Annotated in this window: 9 protein-coding genes and 1 pseudogene; 5 read left to right on the top strand and 5 right to left on the bottom strand. The window is 59.7% G+C overall.

Annotated elements, in window-relative coordinates:
• Positions 1-27: 27 nt before the first annotated feature.
• The 3 genes from CS390_RS01845 to betT all read right to left on the bottom strand — a co-directional run bounded on the left by CS390_RS01845 (position 28) and on the right by betT (position 7,756).
• Positions 28-4,776 carry a dermonecrotic toxin domain-containing protein gene (locus CS390_RS01845; RefSeq protein ID WP_099773348.1) on the bottom strand — a complete coding sequence of 1,583 codons (4,749 nt, stop codon included), beginning with the start codon at positions 4,774-4,776 and terminating at the stop codon, positions 28-30.
• 104 nt (positions 4,777-4,880) lie between these two features.
• Positions 4,881-5,621 (bottom strand): ABC transporter substrate-binding protein, encoded by a 741-nt coding sequence (locus tag CS390_RS01840; RefSeq protein WP_065758228.1) that lies wholly within the window; start codon positions 5,619-5,621, stop codon positions 4,881-4,883.
• A gap of 131 nt (positions 5,622-5,752) precedes the next feature.
• Positions 5,753-7,756: a choline BCCT transporter BetT gene (gene betT / locus CS390_RS01835; protein WP_065758227.1), complete on the bottom strand. Its 2,004-nt coding sequence runs from the start codon at positions 7,754-7,756 to the stop codon at positions 5,753-5,755.
• Positions 7,757-8,179: 423 nt separating this feature from the next.
• On the opposite strand from betT, the gene betI reads away from it, so the two are divergent.
• The 3 genes from betI to betA all read left to right on the top strand — a co-directional run bounded on the left by betI (position 8,180) and on the right by betA (position 12,123).
• Positions 8,180-8,845, top strand: coding sequence for a transcriptional regulator BetI (betI, locus tag CS390_RS01830; RefSeq protein ID WP_099773347.1), 666 nt, complete (start codon positions 8,180-8,182; stop codon positions 8,843-8,845).
• 29 nt (positions 8,846-8,874) lie between these two features.
• A complete protein-coding gene (gene betB, locus CS390_RS01825) occupies positions 8,875-10,347 on the top strand; it encodes a betaine-aldehyde dehydrogenase (RefSeq protein ID WP_065758225.1) in 1,473 nt (490 codons plus the stop codon).
• Between the two features lie 78 nt (positions 10,348-10,425).
• A complete protein-coding gene (betA, locus tag CS390_RS01820) occupies positions 10,426-12,123 on the top strand; it encodes a choline dehydrogenase (protein WP_065758224.1) in 1,698 nt (565 codons plus the stop codon).
• A 1-nt stretch (position 12,124) separates the two neighbouring features.
• On the opposite strand, the pseudogene CS390_RS01815 reads toward betA, so the two are convergent.
• Together CS390_RS01815 and CS390_RS24880 are read right to left on the bottom strand one after the other, a co-directional pair.
• Positions 12,125-14,176: pseudogene (locus tag CS390_RS01815) on the bottom strand (dermonecrotic toxin domain-containing protein); the annotation flags it as partial.
• Positions 14,177-14,200: 24 nt separating this feature from the next.
• Positions 14,201-14,341: a hypothetical protein gene (locus CS390_RS24880; protein ID WP_157767109.1), complete on the bottom strand. Its 141-nt coding sequence runs from the start codon at positions 14,339-14,341 to the stop codon at positions 14,201-14,203.
• Positions 14,342-14,504: 163 nt separating this feature from the next.
• Here CS390_RS24880 and CS390_RS01810 point away from each other — a divergent pair, with 163 nt between their 5' ends.
• Both CS390_RS01810 and mscK read left to right on the top strand, forming a co-directional pair.
• Positions 14,505-16,247 carry a potassium/proton antiporter gene (locus CS390_RS01810; RefSeq protein WP_065758222.1) on the top strand — a complete coding sequence of 581 codons (1,743 nt, stop codon included), beginning with the start codon at positions 14,505-14,507 and terminating at the stop codon, positions 16,245-16,247.
• Positions 16,248-16,287: 40 nt separating this feature from the next.
• A complete protein-coding gene (gene mscK / locus CS390_RS01805; protein ID WP_099773345.1) occupies positions 16,288-19,635 on the top strand; it encodes a mechanosensitive channel MscK in 3,348 nt (1,115 codons plus the stop codon).
• The last annotated feature ends 10 nt before the right edge of the window (positions 19,636-19,645 follow it).

Here is a 19,645-nt window from a genome sequence, read left to right as displayed (position 1 = left end):
CGCTCCCGCTCGTGCTCCAGGCGACGATCAGTCGAGCTGCAGTATCTTGTCCACGTCAGCCAACGTCACATCGCCCCGGTGGATATTGATGAGGCTTCCGTCATCCCGCGCATTGGCCAACTGATAGCGGCGCCCAAGGTTTCGATCCTTCCAGGCCTTCAGGTGGCCTTTGACGAACTGCCGACGTGGCGTGGCATTGTCCGGGTAGTGGAGGTGTATTTCCCACAGCGGCTCCAGCTTTTGCGTTCTGATTTCATATTTTTCAATGAAGTCATTGGCATACCCTTCGACCGGCGTTCGACTCCCTACCCGTGCGATCTGCAGCTTTGCATACTTGTACAGGTACTTCAGACTTTCAGCCTGTGGCGGGCTCTCCTTGTAGAAGGTAATCAAATCCTCGCGGAGGGCATCAGCCGCCTCACGAAGCGCGACGATTTTGCCCTGGTCGCCCTCAGTCAACTGCTCCCCTAGTGCCTCAAGCTGCTGAGCCGCCTCACGGAAATTACGCTCTTCATGCTCAAAAATGTGCTCAAGGCTCTTCAGCGAATCGGTTTTTTTCAGGTAACCACGCAGTTTGCGCAACGCACCTTCACGCCTTTTCAACATGCGATTGGCTTTTTCCCTGGCCAGGCGCAATGCATCAGCAGAGGGCGCACCTTCCTGAGGAGCGGGCAACTCATTGCTGCCTTGCGCCTGCTCAACCACTTCGACCCACTGATCACCATGCTGGTGAAAGCGGCTCAGGCGCTCCCCCGTCACCTTATTACGCTGCTCAACATAGACCTGATCACCCTCGGTCACTTCCTTCCCTACCAGTACGCGCTGGTCATGCGTGGTGATGGTGCGCGATTTGGCGGAAAACTTCGGCGTCGGACGCGGCCTGGCAGGGGTACGGGGTTGATCCAGCTCCTGGGCCCTGATCGCGAGCGCCAAGTCTGTCTCGGCGCTGTGTTTCAAATCCTTCAGCTCCGCCCTGTAGCGCTCCAGCGCGTCGGCACGCACGTTGTCGTACGGGTTTTCCTGAAGAAACTCACAGATCTGTAACGTTGTGTCATAGACTTCAAGGCTACTGTTCAAAATGCTGATTCGATCAGACAGCGAAACGTCCTCCTGCTCCAGGGAGGCATGGGAATACCCTGCACGCTTTAAATCCGAACCGATCAGCAGATGTTCCAGCCACAGGAAGTCATCCGGGTCGGACATCGCAGCCCTGTTCATGACCAACTCGCCAAGGTCGGTCAGGTAGGCAAAGCGAAGCTCTTTCGTGCTGAACAAACGCTCGGCACGCACCTTGGCAACGGCGTCGCTCAACCCCGCCTCAACCAGCAGGCCGTCCAGATGATCGAGTTGCGCCAGGAAGTCCAGGATTTCCTTCTGCTCCTGAATGTTGGTCGTCAAAGCATCGACAAACTGATTGTAATGATCGATTTCAAGCTCACTACGCGGCCATCTGACAACACGCTCACGACTCTCGGCAAGCGTGTCCCAATCGGTGCAAAGGTAAAGCCGTTGGTACAGGGTGGCAGAATCAATGGCCAACTGGGTCAACACCGCGTCAAGGTTCTTGGAGACCCCTGTGCGCGCATAGAACTTCGCGTATTGAGGCTTACCCAAGTCGATAACAATGTCCCTGACTTGCCATTGAATATCCACCATCCGCCGTAGATGCGTGATCTGGTTCTTGTACTGCGCCGCCAGCACATTTTCCCGCTCAAGCTGAAGCGCTTGTACTTTTGCGATGACCCCTTCAAGCACCGTCTTGGCCGGTCCATCAGCGACCTCATGCTTGGCCTTGAAGCCCGCCAGAGTCTTCGCTGCGTTGTCTTTTTCGGCCACCAAACTCCGCGAGGTCTCGATCAGTTTCTCGAAAGCGTCTTTCTCCGTCACGTAGTCTTGCATGGCCTTGCTCATCTGCTCGAGCGTCGCTTCATAATGCGCCTTGTTGGCCTCGGCCAATGCACTGATCTGACGCTTCGGGCCGCCGCCACGCAAGGCCAATCTCAAATCCAGCGCCCATTCATCAGCCGACAGGTGCCGCAACCGCGGGCCACGCTGAAGACGGTAAATGGGGTTGACCACCCAGACCTCCCCTGCCGCCCGGTCGACACGATAGACAGCCCCTGCAACCTTGGCATACAGGTTGTCATCGGTACCATACAGCCCCCGCGCCTCGTCATCCTCGCGATAGCCTCCCAGGTCTGTCATCGGATCCACCTGCCAGCGCCGAAGCTTTTCACGCTGCACTGCGCTCAGGTGGTTCGCGGGGTTGCTCCAGGAAAAATCCAGTGCGGTGCCATTGCCGCCAAGCGTGGCGGTAGTCGAGAACGACTGGTCTTTTTGCACTTTCACCAATGGCACCACATCGCCCTCAAGCCTGCGCGCAGGGCCGGCAATCTCTGGCAAGGCAACAGGCTTGGGCGGCGCGGCCTCACCGGGCGGCGATGAGCGGTGCAACAGGAGCAGGCCCAGATTGAACAGCAAATCAACAATCGCCGCGTCCCGCTGAAACTCATCCCCGCTGCGCAACGCCTTGAAATCCTCGTTCAGACTACTAACCAGTTGAACGACCCAGATAACCACAGCGACAGGACCACGCAGTAGTGGCACTACCGCGCCGAACACCAGCCACGCACCTTTCTTAATCAGTGCCCAACGGCTTTCGGCATTGGACACCGAGTCTCGGTTGGCCAGCTCGACCAACATACGGGTATTGCCCTCAAAGAGCCGCTCACAGGCCGTTCCCACCACGTCCACCGCAACCAACTGAGCAGGTGCTGACCGTTCCAGCGGCAATAAAGTGTCAATGATCACCCTGGATATGTGCGGCTCGTCGAAACCACCGTTGGCGTAGACTTGACGGGTATCATCACTGAACCAACTGAGGACACTCTCCTGTAACGCTCCCTCTTCCTTGATGGCATCAAACAGCGCCTCAGTGCTGGGGAACTGTAGCAACGGTTGCTCGGTGTCAAGCGGCCGGTACAGCACGCACGGACCTGTTGTCATATCACGGGGAGCAATGACAAAGAAATTGACGACCTCATCCGCGACCTCGCTGTCAGGCTCGCGCTTGAAGGCAAGCGGCCTGATCAACACGGCGGCCTCATCGCCCGTTAAATCATCACTCAGCCCCAGCGTCGCACTCCGCACATAGTTGTAGCCCACTTCACTGAAACCGGCCTGCCCACGGATTTTGGCCTCCAGCGCCACAAGCGGTAAATGCACTTCAAGCTCACGGCAAAACAGCTGTTGTCGATGCTTGAGCTGGGCAGGGTCGCCCAGTAACGCCGCGACGTGCTTGGGGTACACCTCACCGATGTTCACCCGTTGCACCAGTTCATCTATGTACTCAGGCGTCATCCAGGCCATGATCGGCTTGTCGTTCCGATGGCTGATGACCACAGTGCCACTGGGCTTTGAGACCAGATTGCCGATGGCATAGTCGGTAAAGGTCATGGCCTCGTGCCTGATCATGCCAGCTGTACCCAGTTGCCCTTCGGCAATCGCGAACGTCAGTATCAGATCATCCGCAAAGTAGTCGCCGTCCGATGGGTGATCATTCAGTAGCTGATCGCGCAGTGACTGAGCGGTAAAAGCCTTCAAGCTCGGCACATCATAAAGAAATGATTGCCCGCGAGACGTTGCCTGCGCATTGGCCAGCCCCAGCAAAAGGCCCATATAGGCAAACTGATCGGATGCCGAGGCATCACTTAACCAGTCTGGCAGGCTGTCGCTGAGTACGGCCTGTGGCACCACCGTCAGCAGCGCGGTGGGCAGGAAGAACACCGAAGGATCCGTGAGCGCACTAAAGCCTTGCTCCAGCGCCTGCACATCGGCAAATCGACGCGACGCCAACGGCGTCAATGCCTCTAACTGACGAGTCAACAGTACACTGGCCTGCACCTCGAACAGGTTTTCTTCAGGCTCATGACAGCTCCAGGTAACCTGAGACACCACGAAACGCTTGGCGACCCACGCATGCAAGGCCTCGGAAAACGCCTCTTCGCGGGTAAACGATTCCACCCGCCCCGAAGGCTGACACCAGAGGAACCTGTCGTGCCCGTCTACCCGAGACTTCAACAGCACGTCACCACTCAGCAAGGCATAGGGACCGGCAGCCCCATCCACATGGATATCAATCAGGTAGGCTTGCGTGCAGTCATTGCCATAGCGCCGCTGTCGACTCATTTTCATCGGTACTTCGACGACTTGGGACAGTGCAGCACGCTCCTCACGCCCTAACTCTGCAGTGGACTGGCTTGCAGTCAAAACGGTCTTGAGCACCTCGCTGAGCCACAGCGTCCGTGGCACCTGTGTGCTGCCCGTCTGCTGCCAGTAATCGACCAAGGCTTGTTGCAAATTGATATGAATCGTCGCCTGCAACTCATTCAGCGACTGAGCCACATCCTCCATGTCCAGACGATTCTTCAGGTCACCCGATTGCATGACTGCGGGGTAGTCATAGCTGAGCCGGTAGGCCTCCTGAGTCTCATTGGCAAATACCAGCGTTTTGCCCTGTGCGAAATGCAGCATGAAGACATCAAGCAGTGACTGGCGCGAATAGAACAGGCGATTCTCACGCCTTTCGGGCACCATCAGGCTGATTTGACTGGCCGAGACCAGGCCGGGGTAGTTCCTGGCGAGGGATGGGTAACGTGCGAAAAGCACCTCAAGCATCCGCCGCTCAAGCACGCTACGCAAGGTAGGGCGCGAGGCGAATTGCAAGGCAACCATCGCCTGAATGTTGATATCACTGGGGTGTAAAGAACCAGACATGCACAACTCCTGTCAGTGCGATAGAACACATACAGGAGCGTAACGTCAGCCTTGTACGGCCGATCAATAACTATCTACCACCAGGCAGAAGCGCCCTTCTCGCCTTACAGATAGCGGGCAAACGTCGCGTCAACAAACCCATCCTCGCGCATCTGCTCCAGTGCCTGCTGAAGCCGACTGACAACTGCGTCCGAAACGCTCGTGTTCAGTGCCAGGTACAACTCTGCACCATTAAAACGCAGCACCGTCTTGAGCTGGTTGATGCCGATCTGGCGGGCCAGGTAGCGACCCGCCGGGTCGCCCGTCGCCCACAGGTCGATCTCCCCCCGGAGCAGCTTCCCGGCATTGTCCTGATCCCGCAGCACGATGGAAGGTCGTAGCCCTTGCTTGCTCAGGTGTTCGGCAATGGCATCGCCCTTGTAGGCGCCTATCCGATAGCCACGAGCGTCTTCCAGGCGTTCCAGGGTGATCGGGCTGCCCTCACGCGCCAGCAGGATCCAGTCATCCGGCCCGATAGGGCCTACCCATTTGAACAGCGCCTCGCGCTCCGGCTGGCGGGCCGTGACAAACACACCGTAGCCTGGCGTATGCAGGGCCAGCTTATAGATACGCTCCCAAGGAAAGCGCAGAGTCATGCTATAGGAGACATCCGCACGCCTGAACATTTCCCGAACGATATCGGCCGCAATGCCTTCGATATTGGCATCCTGAGCGAAGCTCTTGCCGTTCGTGGCCATGTTGTAAGGCGGAAAGTTCTCGGTCAGCAGCACCAATGGCTCGTCTGCACGAGCAACACTGCTGAGCAGGAATACGCTGAAGATCAGAAAAGCAGGAAGCTTGAACATGGCAGGCACCGGGATCCTTGGCGCCTTCAAGAGTGCCGGGCACCTGAGCGGCTGTCCAGCACCGCAGCACACATGAAAAAGAAAGGGCCCTGTTCCTGCGAACAGAGCCCTTGGCTTTCAGCGGATAATGGTCAGCTGTACACCCGACCCAACACCTGGCGATGGCTCTCGAATTGATCGAGTACATCCCGGGTAATCTGCTCCGGCGTGAAGCCCATCAGGTCGTACTCCTGGCTACCGTTATGCAGGTAAACCTCGGCCCGATAGAAGCGTTGCCGTACATCGCTGGCACCGTCAGCCGGCGCTTCGTTTGGCGCGGCCAGGTAGCCATCCAGGCTGACTTCATAGACAAAGGGGTTGCCCTCCTCCATGTCGATCCGCAGGCCCATCGCCGCACGCGACTGGCCCAGGCGGGTCTGCACCTCATAGCCCAGGGTCTTCAGTTGCTCGGCCGCTTCCTTAAGCGCCGGGCTGACCTGCTTGTCCATGAAGCGCTGAACCATGGCCTGGGTCGGCTGAAGGTCCAGTTGGCTCAGACGCTCGCTGAAGCCGCGACGGCCCCGGGCCGCCAATTCGGCTTGCTCCTGCTCGACCTGAGTGTCCTGTTTCATCGCCTTGAACAGGCCGAACATGAACACCACCAGCACCACGGAGAACGGCAAGCCTGCCAACACCACCATGGTCTGCATGGCTTCAAAATTGCCTGCGAACAGCAGGCCGATGGTCACTAGAGTGATGATCGCCGACCAGAGAATACGCAGCCAGTGCGGTGCGTCTTCGTCGACCTGGCCACCCTTGCAAGACAGGTTGGCCATCATGACTGCACCGGAATCGGCCGGGGTCAGGAACAGCACGAAACCGACGAACACGGCCACACCCACGACGATCTTGGCCGCGGGATAGTGCTCCAGCAGTTGATAGATCGACATTGAAGGCTGCTCCAGCGCCGTGCGCCCCAACTCCACCGCGCCCTGGTTGATCACCAGGTCCAGCGCGGTATTGCCGAAGATCGACAGCCAGGCCAAGGTGAAGCCCAACGGAATCAGCAGCACGCCGGCCACCAATTCACGCACGGTACGACCACGGGAAATACGCGCGATGAACATACCCACGAATGGGCCCCAGGAGATCCACCAGGCCCAATAGAACACCGTCCACAGGCCCAACCAGCGCTCCGACTTGGCGCTGTCGCCCTCATAGACGTAGAGGTCGAAGGTCTTCAGGATCACGCCGTTGAGGTAGTCACCCGTGTTCTGTACGAAGCTGTTGAGCAGGTGCAGGGTCGGGCCGTTGAACAGCACGAACAGCAGCAGGCCGCTGAACAGCAGGATGTTCAGGTTGGACAGGCGACGAATACCGTTTTCCACACCCGATACCGCAGCAATGGTGGCCACCGTGCTCATCACCAGAATGACGATCAGCAGGTTGGTCTTGCTATGGTCGATCCCAAACAGGTACTCCAGGCCCGACGATACCTGCATCGAGCCGATACCCAGGTTGGTCACCAGGCCCAGCAGGGTCACGAACATCCCGAAGATATCAACGGTATGACCGGCTGCGCCCTTGACCCAGCGCTCGCCCATCAGCGGGTACAGCGCCGAACGCAGGGCCAGCGGCTGGTTGTGACGATAGGCGAAGTAGGCCACTGACAGACCAACCAACGCGTAGATCGCCCAGCCATGCAGCCCCCAATGCAGGAACGTCAACTGCAGGCTCTGACGGGCCGCTTGCAGGCTGGCCGGAGCGCCCTCTGGCGGGTTGAAGTAGTGATCCAGCGGTTCGGAGGCGCCGAAGTACAGCAGCGAAATACCGATGCCGGAGGAGAACAGCATGCCGGCCCAGGCACCGTAGCTGAAGTCCGGTGTGTCGTCCTTGCCGCCCAGCTTCAACTTGCCGAAGGAGGAAAACGCCAGAACGATGACGAACAGCAGGTAGCCGCCAATCACCAGCATGTAGTACCAACCGAAACTACGCGACAACCAGGCTTGGGCCTGGCCAAGCACACGACCTGCAGTTTCAGGAACCGCGATCAGCAAGGCAGTCAGTACAAGAATCAACAGCGCCGAGGTGAAGAACACCACGCTATTGACCCGGACCCTCTCAACAGGGGTCTTTATCAAAGAGGCAGAACTCATTGCACAGAGGCTCCAGGCAGTGCGAGAAAAAACAACAGAACGACCCGTTACCTGAGCAAATGGTGCAATAGCCACATTGTCTCAGGTGTTATAAAAGCACCTTGGAAAAAACTGTAATCCCGAACGATTGCGTTAAAAAACAGACCGAAAACCCCGACCAGAAGGTTTGCCGCATGGCTGCGTGCCGTTCGGCCGATCTGTTCAATATTCCGCAAAAAACCGTCAACGCCTTGTGTTACGGGGCTTACACGTCATTTTTGGGTGCCAATTTGCGCCAACAGAAGGTCAGAAAAACCTGTCAATGGTGCAGATTGTCGCAGAGCTTATTCTTTGTTGATTGAACGTTCAATCAAAACAAAATAGACTGGCCTTCGCCGAGGCAGCCGCTTGTCGTCTGCCCGCAGGCCTGAGGAGATTTGCAAGATGCCCAAGGTCGGTATGCAACCCATCCGCCGCCAGCAGTTGATCGAAGCCACGTTGATGGCGGTCGATCAGGTCGGCATGGGAGATGCCAGCATTGCGCTGATCGCCCGTTTGGCCGGTGTGTCGAATGGCATCATCAGTCACTACTTTCAGGACAAGAATGGCCTGATCGCAGCGACCATGCGGTACTTGATGAGCGTGCTCACCGAGAGCGTCGCCGTACGTCGGCATGCGCTCAAGGACAACAGCCCGCGCGCCCACCTGCAGGTGATCATCGAAGGCAACTTCGACGCCAGCCAGGTCAACGGCCCGGCAATGAAAACCTGGTTGGCATTCTGGGCAACCAGCATGCACCAGCCGTCTTTGCACAGGTTGCAGCGGATCAACGATCACCGCTTGTATTCCAACCTGTGCTGTCAGTTCCGCCGCGTCCTGCCGTTGCCTGAAGCACGCAGTGCAGCACGCGGGCTGGCAGCCTTGATCGACGGCCTGTGGCTGCGTGGTGCGTTATCCGGAGACGCCTTCGACACCGACCAGGCGCAGCAAATCGCTTACGAATACATGGATCTACAACTGGCAAAACAGACGAGCCCGGACACACACAACCAGGCCTCTGATGCACCGCGCCCGGCGATTGCCACACAGGCAGGAGCGCTGCGCGGATAGCCAAACCACAATGCACTTGCGAGGACACTATGGCCCGTTTCGAACTGCAAAAACTCTACATTGATGGTGGTTATGTCGACGCTGGCGGCGATGCCACCTTCGAAGCCATCAACCCGGCCAACGGCGAAGTCCTCGCCCACGTGCAACGTGCCACCAAAGAAGACGTCGAGCGCGCCGTCGAAAGCGCCGAACGTGGCCAGAAAGTCTGGGCCGCGATGACCGCCATGCAGCGTTCGCGCATCCTGCGTCGTGCCGTCGACATCCTGCGCGAGCGCAACGATGAGCTGGCAGCGCTGGAAACTCTGGACACCGGCAAGTCCTACTCCGAAACCCGCTACGTCGACATCGTGACCGGTGCCGACGTACTCGAATACTACGCCGGCCTGGTACCGGCCATCGAAGGCGAGCAGATCCCGCTGCGCGACAGCTCCTTCGTCTACACCCGCCGCGAACCACTGGGTGTGACCGTCGGTATCGGCGCCTGGAACTACCCGATCCAGATCGCCCTGTGGAAATCCGCCCCGGCCCTGGCCGCTGGTAACGCGATGATCTTCAAGCCCAGTGAAGTCACCTCGCTGACCACACTGAAACTGGCCGAAATCTACACCGAAGCCGGCCTGCCAGACGGCGTGTTCAACGTGCTGACCGGCAGCGGTCGCGAAGTCGGTACCTGGCTGACCGAGCACCCACGCGTTGAAAAAGTATCCTTTACCGGTGGCACCGACACCGGCAAGAAGGTCATGGCCAGTGCTTCGAGCTCCTCGCTCAAGGAAGTCACCATGGAACTGGGCGGCAAGTCGCCACTGATCATCTGCGCCGACGCAGACCTGGATCGCGCCGCCGACATCGCCATGATGGCCAACTTCTACAGCTCCGGTCAGGTCTGCACCAACGGCACCCGCGTGTTCGTGCCTGCCGCTCTGAAAGCCGCCTTTGAAGCCAAGATCGTTGAGCGCGTTGCGCGCATCCGCGTGGGTAACCCGGAAGACGAAAACACCAACTTCGGCCCACTGGTCAGCTTCGCCCACATGGAAAATGTCCTCGGCTACATCGCCAAGGGCAAGGAAGAAGGCGCACGCGTACTGTGCGGTGGCGAACGCCTGACCACCGGTGACTTCGCCAAGGGTGCCTTCGTTGCGCCGACCGTATTCACCGACTGCCGCGACGACATGACCATTGTTCGCGAGGAAATCTTCGGCCCGGTGATGAGCATCCTCACCTACGAAACCGAAGAAGAAGTCATCCGTCGCGCCAATGACACCGACTTCGGCCTGGCCGCGGGTGTCTGCACCAACGACCTGACCCGTGCGCATCGCATCATCCACCAGCTGGAAGCCGGTATCTGCTGGATCAACGCCTGGGGCGAGTCGCCTGCCGAAATGCCGGTCGGCGGTTACAAGCAGTCCGGTGTCGGCCGTGAAAACGGTATCAGCTCGCTGGCTCAGTACACTCGCATCAAGTCGGTACAGGTCGAGCTGGGCAACTACAACTCGGTGTTCTAAGCACCCTTGTAGCCGCGCCCGAGTCGCGAGACCCGGGCGCCATCCGCTCACCTCGTTCACTGCCAAGAGGGTACATTCATGTCCCAAGAATTCGATTACATCATTGTCGGTGCAGGCTCGGCCGGTAACACCCTGGCCACCCGCCTGACCGAAGACGAAGGCGTCACCGTACTGCTGCTTGAAGCCGGCGGCCCGGATTACCGCTACGACTTCCGTACCCAGATGCCTGCCGCCCTGGCCTTCCCGCTGCAGGGTCGCCGCTACAACTGGGCCTACGAGACCGATCCTGAGCCCTACATGGACAACCGTCGCATGGAATGTGGCCGTGGCAAGGGCCTGGGTGGTTCATCGCTGATCAACGGCATGTGCTATATCCGTGGCAACGCCATGGACTATGACGGCTGGGCCAAACTGCCAGGCCTGGAAGACTGGAGCTACCTGGACTGCCTGCCGTATTTCCGTAAAGCGGAAACCCGTGACATCGGCCCGAACGACTACCATGGCGGCGAAGGCCCGGTCCGCGTGACCACGCCAAAGGCGGGCAACAACCCACTGTTCCACGCCATGGTTGAAGCTGGCGTGCAAGCCGGCTACCCGCGCACCGAAGACCTGAACGGCTACCAGCAGGAAGGCTTTGGCCCGATGGACCGTACGGTGACCCCTGAAGGCCGTCGCTCCAGTACCGCACGCGGCTACCTGGACATCGCCAAGAAGCGCTCGACCCTGACCATCGTCACTCATGCCCTGACCGATCGCGTGCTGTTCAACGGCAAACGCGCTATTGGCGTGACCTACCTGCAAGGCGACAGCGAAGAGCGTGTCGAAGCCCGTGCACGCAGGGAAGTCATCGTCTGCAGCGGCGCCATCGCTTCGCCGCAGTTGCTGCAACGCTCCGGTGTCGGCCCGGCCAAACTGCTGCAGAGCCTGGACATTCCGGTGGTCCACGACCTGCCGGGCGTGGGTGAAAACCTGCAAGACCACCTGGAACTGTACCTGCAGTACGCCTGCACCCAGCCGGTCTCGCTGTACCCTTCGCTGCTGTGGTGGAACCAGCCCGCTATCGGTGCCCAGTGGCTGTTTGCCGGAACCGGTATCGGCGCCAGCAACCAGTTCGAGGCTGGTGGCTTCATCCGCACCCGCCCCGAGTTCGAGTGGCCGAACATCCAGTACCACTTCCTGCCGGTCGCGATCAACTACAACGGCAGCAACGGTGTGCAGGAGCACGGCTTCCAGGCCCACATGGGCTCGATGCGTTCGCCAAGCCGTGGGCGCATCCAGGTCAAGTCCAAGGACCCACGCCAACACCCAAGCATCCTGTTCAACTACATGGCAACCGAACAGGACTGGCAGGAGTTCCGCGATGGCATCCGCCTGACCCGTGAGATCATGGCGCAGCCGGCGCTGGACGCATACCGTGGTCGTGAAATCAGCCCGGGTGCGCATGTGCAAACCGACGAAGAGTTGGACACGTTCATTCGCGAGCACGCCGAAACCGCGTTCCACCCGTCCTGCTCGTGCAAGATGGGCACCGACGACATGGCCGTGGTCGATGGCCAGGGTCGCGTACATGGCATGGAAGGCCTGCGCGTGGTCGATGCCTCGATCATGCCGATCATCACTACCGGCAACCTGAACGCCCCAACGATCATGATGGCCGAGAAAATCGCCGACAAGATTCGTGGGCGTCAGCCACTGCCACGCAGCACCGCCAAGTACTACGTGGCCAACGATGCGCCGGTCAAGGGCAAGCCGCTGCGTGAAGTGAAGCAGGCATAAGCTAAGGCTGCGGAAAAAAGCGCTCGACCAGGCTCTGCCCGACGCCCCCCAGGCGTCGGGCATACGCCGCTCGCTGGAACGGCTCCCCGGTACGAAACTCGAACATCGCCTCGTCAGGAGCAACCGACTCAACCCCCTGCAAACGGACTTGAGTGAAGCGAAAATCCGCCCCGACGACCTCGGCAATGTCGAGAATGCGCAGCGGCCGACCCGGCAAGATCAGTGCCTCGGCCTCATGTTCCAGGTCGGAAAAGGCTGCTACGGGCGACGCATAGGCAGGCCCACCAGGCTCCAGAACGAACACCACGGAGCTTTCGTCGAAACGTGCCTGAACGGCACTCCTGTCTTCACGGAACAACTCCCAGAGGGTGTACGGGTTTTCTGTAAACGACGTAAAGTCAGTCGTCAGGAGCACGTCCCCAACCTTCACCTGCCCACGCTTGAGCCATGCACCGGATGTGCCTCTCGCCGCAGACGCAGCGCGATACAGCCGCACCTGATTATCGCAGCCAACCATGCCCAACTCCTTGGATAATGCATGAATCCTGGCCACATTGGCGTCAACCGTGCCTTCCAGCGGCAGGCCGCGCAAGAGGTTGTTGTAGCGCTGCGGCGAATGGCTGTACTGCTTGATGTGACGTGCGCCAAAACCCAGTTCATCGCGGTACACCACATAAGGCTCACCAAACGGATCCAGGTAGTCGCCGCTGGCCGAGACCCGCTCCAGATCGGCTTCAGGCAGGTGCGTCAACAGGCTTCGCTGACGTGCCAACGCCTGATCGGACAGTGCCAGCAATTCATCGGCGGCGGGCCGCATGCAGGCCGTCCAGAACGTAGAGTTGCCGTCAGAGAGCGGCGGTGCCCCCACAGGCTGCGCATCAACCGGGAGCGGCGGCAACGCCACCTGCGGGGCTCGGGTCAATGGTACAGCCTCAGAACCACCCGGTGTACGAACAGCACGCGCTTCACCGTTGAAGGCATCGGCTTCAAGCATCTTGGCATCCAGCAACACAAACAACAGGTCCACAACCGCCAACACCCAACCGCGCCGGCGCTGGCGTATATCGCTCGCGTTGACAGCCTGGTCCAGGTGCAATCCCAGGCTTGCCGCCCCGGCACCGACCGCCGCCAGGGCGAGCGGCCAGCCCAGCGGCGCCAGCGGTGAAACCACACGACTGACAACTCCCAGCCATGCCAGCCATTTGGCCTTGCGCAAGTCACTATTGGCGGTGATTCGTGCCAAGGCAACGGCCTTGAGTTCCTGCTTGGCGGCCTCTCGCAGATGCACAAAGACATCCCCTGCAACGGGCGCGACATCCCAATTGAGCACTCGCTGACCGGCTGATAGACGCTCACACAACACCTTCCCCGCGGCCGGATCAAGGTCAGGAAAGTGTTGCCGAAAACGCTGCCGGCCTGGCTCGTCCGCCACTTGCTCCTTTATCCAGGCATAGAGCTGGTCCTTGCCGGTAAAACGGATCAGGGCAGGCGTCTCGCTGGCCAGGTACAGCAGCAAGGCATTGCTCGGGAGTACCAACCAGAACATATCGCGCGCCACCTGCCCACTGAAGCTGAGGGCGCTGAAGCCGGAGCTCACACCCTCCCCCTGCGACTGGCGCAAGCGCGCGAGCGTTGCCGGGAAGCGGATCGAACCGACTGCCGCACGCAACACCGCCTGTTGCTCGGCGTCGGACAAGCCCTCCTTCTCTCGTGCATGCGCCAATGCTGTCAGAAACTGCGCCCGGGCAAGCAGACAGAAGTTATCGGCATGCTGCGCCCAGAACCGCTCCAGGGTTTGCAGGTACACCGACTGCAGGTCGAGCGCCCAGAAGGCCTCCATGACATTTTCAGGTGCCAGACGAACCTCGACACGCTCGTCATAGTGCCCATGGCCAGCGCCCACTCGGTAAAAACCACCGTAATTGCTGAGCAGGTCGGGATTGAGCTGGTCGTTGAGGGTGAAACGCCGTTGAATCAGCTCGCTCAACGTCATCGACTCGATCGGCGCGCTGTAGTGCGCCCAACCACTGAAGGTTCGGTTGCTGCTGACGGCATTATCAAAGCGGTGCCAGTAGACCTAGTCGGGGTCGAGCCAATAGCCGAGTGCATTTTCGATGATATGGCCTGCGCCAAGCCGGGCCAGGCTATGGATATCGGGATAGGCCACGAGGAAGCCTTGAGCGATGTTCTGCAGAGAAGCGGATGCGAATGACGTCATGATAATTGCCGTATTGGTTGCTGATACGGCATTGCAAACGCTATCAAGCACATCGCGGTGGTAACTATCTAGACAGTTTTCCAAGCGCTCAGGTTAGAATCCTTGGCACGCGACCTGCTTGTTTCTGCACACCTTTCCCGCCGATTGTCCTGGAGTACTGCCTTTGAATGCGACCGCCATCAACAGCCTGTTCTTGATCGGCGCGTTGCTGGTAGGTGCAAGTATTCTGGTCAGCTCACTGTCTTCGCGACTGGGCATCCCCATCCTGGTGATCATCCTCGCCGTAGGCATGGCAGCCGGGGTCGATGGCGGCGGCATCATCTTTGACAACTACCCCACCGCCTACCTCGTCGGCAACCTGGCACTGGCCGTGATTCTGCTCGATGGCGGCCTGCGTACGCGGGTCGCGAGCTTCCGTGTTGCCTTGTGGCCAGCGTTATCGCTCGCGACCGTCGGGGTACTGATTACCACCGGCCTGACCGGCATGATGGCGGCCTGGCTGTTTGACCTGAACCTGATCCAGGGCCTGCTGATCGGCGCCATTGTCGGTTCGACCGACGCTGCTGCGGTGTTCTCCCTGCTGGGCGGCAAGGGCCTGAATGAACGGGTCACCGCCTCGCTGGAAATCGAATCGGGCAGCAACGACCCCATGGCGGTGTTCCTCACCGTGACCCTGATCGACATGCTCGCCAGCGGTCAGACAGGCCTGCACTGGGGCCTGCTCGGGCACCTGGTGCGCGAGTTTGGCATTGGCGCGGTGCTCGGCCTGGGCGGCGGTTGGCTGATGCTGCAACTGGTCAACCGGATCAACCTGGCCGGCGGCCTCTATCCGATCTTGGTGATCAGTGGTGGCCTGCTGGTATTTGCCCTGACCAACGCCCTGCACGGCAGTGGCTTCCTCGCCGTGTACCTCTGCGGCCTGGTACTGGGCAACCGCCCGATCCGCAGCCGCCACGGCATTCTGCACATGCTCGACGGCATGGCCTGGCTGGCACAGATCGGCATGTTCCTGGTGCTGGGGTTGCTGGTCACTCCGCACGACCTGCTGCCAATTGCCCTGCCGGCACTGGGCCTGGCCTTGTGGATGATCCTCTTCGCCCGCCCGCTGTCGGTGCTGGCCGGGTTGCTGCCATTCAAGGCCTTCCATGGCCGCGAAAAGGCTTTTATTTCCTGGGTCGGCCTACGCGGCGCGGTACCGATCATTCTGGCGGTGTTCCCGCTGATGGCCGGGCTGCCCAACGCACAACTGTATTTCAACCTGGCCTTCTTCATCGTCCTGGTCTCGCTGCTGGTGCAAGGCACCAGCCTGCCGTGGGTGGCCAAGCTGCTGAAAGTCACCGTGCCACCTGACCCGGCACCCATCTCCCGCTCTGCACTGGAAGTGCACATCACCAGTGAATGGGAGCTGTTCGTCTACCGTCTGGGTGCTGAAAAATGGTGCATCGGCGCAGCGCTGCGCGAGTTGAAAATGCCTGAGGGTACCCGCATTGCAGCGCTTTTCCGTGGTCAGCAACTGCTCCACCCGTCGGGAAGTACCACCCTGGAGGTGGGTGACCTGCTCTGTGTTATCGGCCATGAACACGATCTCCCGGCCCTGGGCAAGCTGTTCAGCCAGGCACCACAACGTGGTCTGGACCTGCGCTTCTTCGGTGACTTCGTCCTTGAAGGTGACGCAGAACTGGGGGCTGTAGCGGCCCTGTACGGCCTCAAGCTCGACGGTCAGGACCCACACACGCCTCTGAGCCACTTCATCCAACAGAAGGTTGGTGGTGCGCCGGTAGTGGGTGACCAGATCGAATGGAACAACACCTTGTGGACCGTTGCGCTGATGGAGGGGAACAAGATCCTCAAAGTGGGCGTCAAATTTCCCGAAGGAAGTCGCCCCGGCCCGGGCCTGTTCCTCTAAACTCCGCTTTCTTACATCTGCTTGTACGAATTTTCTGCCTATGTCCTTGCGCACGCTTGTCTGCGCAGCCCTGCTGGGGCTGTGCCTTTCTGCAACCTTCGCCTTCGCTGCGGAGCCACCCAACGCTGCCGCTGTTCAGCAAAGTCTCGACAAGATTGCCGAGCGCAAGCTGCCTGAGGCGGAGCAGAAAGCCCTGCGTCAGGTGCTGGAACAAACCCTGGTCTTCCTCAACAGCAAGGATGACAGTGAAAAACGCCTGGCCGCGCTCAAGCAGCAACTCAGCGATGCCCCAAAAAAGACCGGTGAAAACCAGCGCGAACTGGCCAAGCTCAAGAGCAGCACGGTCATTCCGGTGGCTGAGCGTTATGCCAGCCTTGATGTTCCCCAGTTGGAACAGTTGCTCACCGAACGCACGACCCAACAGAGTGACCTGCAAAAGGCACTCTCCGAAGCCAACAGCCTGACCATTACATCCCAGACTCGCCCGGAGCGGGCCCAGGCCGAAATCAGCGACAACCAGACACGCAGCCAACAGATCAATACCAGCCTGAAACTGGGCAAAGAAGCCGGGAAGGTGCTGTCGCCAGAACAGCGCAACCAACTCAATGCCGAGCTAGCCGCCCTCAACGCCCTGACCCTGCTACGCCGGCAGGAACTGGCCGGCAACAGCTTGCTGCAAGATCTGGGTAGCAGCCAGCATGACTTGCTGATCGAGCGCGCGGCACGCCTGGAGCAAGAGATTCAGGACCTGCAGACCCTGATCAACCAGAAGCGCCTGGCCCAGTCGCAGCAGACCGTCACCGAACAATCCATCGAGGCGCAGAAAGCCGGGGGCAGCAGTGTTCTGGCCACCGAAAGTGCTGCCAACCTCAAGCTCTCCGACTACCTGCTGCTGAGCACAGACCGGCTCAACCAACTGACTCAGGAAAACCTCAAGACCAAGCAGCAACTTGATGCCCTGACCCAGAGCGACCTGGCGCTGGACGAACAAATCAGTGTGCTCAAGGGCAGCCTGCTGCTGTCCAAGATTCTCTACAAACAGAAACAGTCCCTGCCGCACTTGAAAGTCGACGGTGACCTGGCGGACCAGATTGCCGATATCCGCCTCTACCAGTTTGAGGTCAACCAGCAGCGTGAGCAGATCAGCAGCCCGAGTAGCTATGTCGACAAACTGCTGGCCAGCCACCCAGAGGAAAGCGCTACGCCGCAATTGCGCAAGGCGTTGCTTGAAGTCGCGATCACCCGCAGTGACCTGCTTGAACGACTTAACCGTGAACTGAGTGCACTGCTCAACGAATCCATCACCCTGCAACTGAACCAGAAGCAGCTGCTGAGCACGGCGCAGAACCTGCGCGCCACCCTCGACGAGCAGATGTTCTGGATCCCCAGCAACAAGCCGCTGGAACTGGAATGGCTACGCAGCGTACCTGAGCGCCTGCAAAAGCAGGTCGTGAGCCTGCCGTGGGCCTCAAGTGTGAGTGAACTGGCTGACGGTCTGGTACAACGCCCGCTGTTGTTCCTGCCGCTGCTGTTGCTGATCGGTGCCCTGCTCTGGCGCCGCAACTACCTGTATGCGCGCCTGAGCAAGGTCCATCGGGATATCGGTCACTTCAAGCGCGATAGTCAGTGGCACACCCCTCAGGCGCTCCTGATCAACGTGCTGCTGGCGCTGCCGATCAGCCTGGCGCTGGCCCTGTGCGGCTTTGCCTTGCAGATCGACGCACGCGGTCAGAATGCCAACCTCGGTGCCGCCCTGCTACAGATTGCCCAAGCCTGGATGGTGTTCTACACCGCGTACCGGATTCTCGCGCCCGCGGGTGTTGCCGAGCTGCATTTTCGCTGGGAGAAACCGCAGGTGGAGTTCCTCCGCAGCTGGATCCGGCGTCTTGGCGCAGTGGTGTTGGCACTGGTGGCCGTGGTGGCGGTCGCCGAGCACCAACCCTCGGCCCTGGCCGACGACGTGCTGGGTATCGGCGTAGTACTGACCTGCTACGCCCTGATGACCTGGTTGCTCAGCCGCCTGCTGCTAAGCAGCCCGAACCATAACCAGGCCTCGCTATTTCGCATGGCCGTGGGGCTGGCCTTCACCGTGTTGCCAATCGCCCTGTTCGTCGCGGTCTGTTTTGGTTACTACTACACCGCGCTGAAGCTCACCGACCGGCTGATAGACACGCTGTATCTGTTGATGCTCTGGCTGGTGATCGAGGCTGCATTCGTCCGTGGCCTGGCAGTTGCCGCACGCCGCCTGGCTTATCAGCGTGCGCAGAGTAAACGTCAGGCCGTCAAGGAAGGCCCGGACGGTGAAACGATGATTGAAGAGCCGACCCTGGACATCGAACAGGTCAACCAGCAGTCGCTGCGCCTGATCCGCCTCGCGCTGCTCGGCATCTTCATTGGCGCCCTGTACTGGGTCTGGGCAGACCTGATCAGTGTGTTTGCCTACCTCGACAACATCACCCTCTACGAATACACCAGCGGCACCGGTGCAGCCATGAGCATGGTCCCGATCAGCCTCGGTGACCTGTTGGGTGCACTGGTAATCGTCGGTATCACCTTTGCCCTGGCCAGCAACCTGCCAGGCTTGCTGGAAGTGCTGGTACTGTCGCGGCTGAACCTGGCCCAAGGCAGTGCCTACGCGGCGACCACGCTGTTGTCCTATGCAATTGCCGGGATCGGCTTCGTCACCACGCTGTCGACCCTCGGCGTCAGTTGGGACAAGCTGCAGTGGCTGGTGGCTGCGCTGTCGGTCGGCCTGGGCTTCGGGATGCAAGAAATCTTCGCCAACTTCATCTCGGGGATCATGATCCTGTTCGAACGCCCGGTGCGTATCGGGGACACCATCACCATCGGCAACCTGTCCGGTACCGTGAGCAAGATCCGCATCCGAGCAACCACCATTACCGACTTCGACCGCAAGGACATCATTGTCCCGAACAAGACCTTCATTACCGGGCAACTGATCAACTGGTCGCTGACTGACACCATCACCCGAGTCACGCTCAAGATCGGCGTCGACTATGGCTCGGACCTGGAGCTGGTGCGCAACCTGCTGCTCAAGGCCGCCAACGACAACCCACGCGTGCTCAAGGAGCCGGCCCCGACGGTCTACTTCCTCAATTTTGGCGAAAGCACACTGGACCACGAACTGCGCATGCATGTACGCGACCTCGGTGACCGCAACCCGGCGCTGGATGAGGTCAACCGCGTCATCAACAGCGAGTTCAAGAAAAACAACATCAACATCGCGTACCGCCAACTGGAAATCTACCTGAAAAACATGCAGGGACAGGTGTTCAACATCGCTCCCGCAGAGGATCAGAAGACCGCCGCGCCAATCCCTTTGATCGGCAAGCCGGATGATCTGGCATCAGGTTCCAATCCCGCCTGACTGGACGTCA

Source organism: Pseudomonas sp. HLS-6, assembly GCF_002753995.1.
Classification (GTDB): Bacteria; Pseudomonadota; Gammaproteobacteria; order Pseudomonadales; family Pseudomonadaceae; genus Aquipseudomonas; species Aquipseudomonas defluvii.
Note: the sequence above shows the minus strand (reverse complement) of the source record. Positions and strands in the feature narration are given on the sequence as shown.

Bases quoted from the DNA above. Each gene is read 5' to 3' on its own strand.
- CS390_RS01845 (WP_099773348.1), bottom strand. From the start codon at position 4,776: ATGTCTGGTTCTTTACACCCCAGTGATATCAACATTCAGGCGATGGTT.
- CS390_RS01840 (WP_065758228.1), bottom strand. From the start codon at position 5,621: ATGTTCAAGCTTCCTGCTTTTCTGATCTTCAGCGTATTCCTGCTCAGC.
- betT (WP_065758227.1), bottom strand. From the start codon at position 7,756: ATGAGTTCTGCCTCTTTGATAAAGACCCCTGTTGAGAGGGTCCGGGTC.
- betI (WP_099773347.1), top strand. From the start codon at position 8,180: ATGCCCAAGGTCGGTATGCAACCCATCCGCCGCCAGCAGTTGATCGAA.
- betB (WP_065758225.1), top strand. From the start codon at position 8,875: ATGGCCCGTTTCGAACTGCAAAAACTCTACATTGATGGTGGTTATGTC.
- betA (WP_065758224.1), top strand. From the start codon at position 10,426: ATGTCCCAAGAATTCGATTACATCATTGTCGGTGCAGGCTCGGCCGGT.
- CS390_RS24880 (WP_157767109.1), bottom strand. From the start codon at position 14,341: ATGACGTCATTCGCATCCGCTTCTCTGCAGAACATCGCTCAAGGCTTC.
- mscK (WP_099773345.1), top strand. From the start codon at position 16,288: ATGTCCTTGCGCACGCTTGTCTGCGCAGCCCTGCTGGGGCTGTGCCTT.